Origin of the sequence: Catenibacterium sp. co_0103 (genome assembly GCF_004168205.1) — a bacterium.
GTDB lineage: Bacteria > Bacillota_I > Bacilli_A > Erysipelotrichales > Coprobacillaceae > Catenibacterium > Catenibacterium mitsuoka_A.
The window spans coordinates 1-1020 of record NZ_RCYB01000210.1; the positions used below are offsets into that span (position 1 = coordinate 1).

Sequence of the window (1020 nt, forward strand, 5' to 3'; positions counted from 1 at the left end):
AAAATAAAAGTCAGAATAATATATCTGCTGATATATCATCTGACTTAAATTCTAGCATTATTAACTTAATGACATTGCCACAACGGTGCTTTTGTTTTGCAGCATAATCCGCAAAGCTGGCTTTTCTCCATGGATGATTCATTGGAGGAATATACTTTTTCTTTTCTTTCTTAGGTGCTCCTCAGGAGCATCAAATTCCTTTGATACTAGTTCATGTTCAGCTACTTCTTCCATCAGATAAAGTTTATCATCGACATTTGCCAGAAGCTGTCCATCGAATGTCTCTATGACCATGCATTTAGTCTTTCCTGAAAAATATCTTCTGTCTCCATTTTCGGTCACAGGAAAATAAAATTTATCCTTGAATCTAATGCAGTGGCCACTATCGATAGTTCTAGTTGAAAGTACTGCAAGAGTACGATTGATTTCCTCTATAGATGGTTGCTGATTATTCGCAAGGAACAGCACCGCCAATCGCATAAAGTGCACCACCTATATCACCAACTGCACCACTAGTCTAAAAATCAGAATATATACAACTGCACCACCTCATGGGTGGTCTTTTTGTACTATCATGATATTGGAGACAATGTCTCTAATATTATGAAAGGAGCCGAAAAATTATGGCCGTAAAATTCAATCTGAGACTGTGCCTGCAGCTAATGGATCAGGGAATTTCTCTTAATACCATTTCCAAGCAATACCACATAAGCAAGCACACCTCATCGAAAGTAAAACGAAGAAAGGAGGAATTAGAATTTGATACTGCAAAATTAGAGTGTTATTCAGATACGGAATTAGGAAAGCTGTTCTTCCCTAATCTTTATGAAAGTGAAGACATTTATGCCCCTATAGACAATATGAAATGACGAGGAGGAAACAAAAAAAGTAACTCTCCTTAATTGTTCAATCGTGGATTTACCATTATACTTTGAGTAGAAATAAAAATTCATAGTATTGTGGGATTACCGCAAACAAATAAGGAGGGTTACCTATGAATAGAATAATAAAAATTGGGAT

Annotated in this window: 1 protein-coding gene; it reads right to left on the reverse strand. The window is 36.0% G+C overall.

Features of this window, described 5'->3' with window-relative positions:
* Positions 1–138: 138 nt before the first annotated feature.
* Positions 139–480, reverse strand: coding sequence for a hypothetical protein (locus EAI80_RS13190; RefSeq protein ID WP_129982395.1), 342 nt, complete (start codon positions 478–480; stop codon positions 139–141).
* Positions 481–1020 lie beyond the last annotated feature (540 nt).

Excerpts from the sequence above, each read along its gene's own strand:
- EAI80_RS13190 (WP_129982395.1), bottom strand. The coding sequence starts at position 480 with ATGCGATTGGCGGTGCTGTTCCTTGCGAATAATCAGCAACCATCTATA.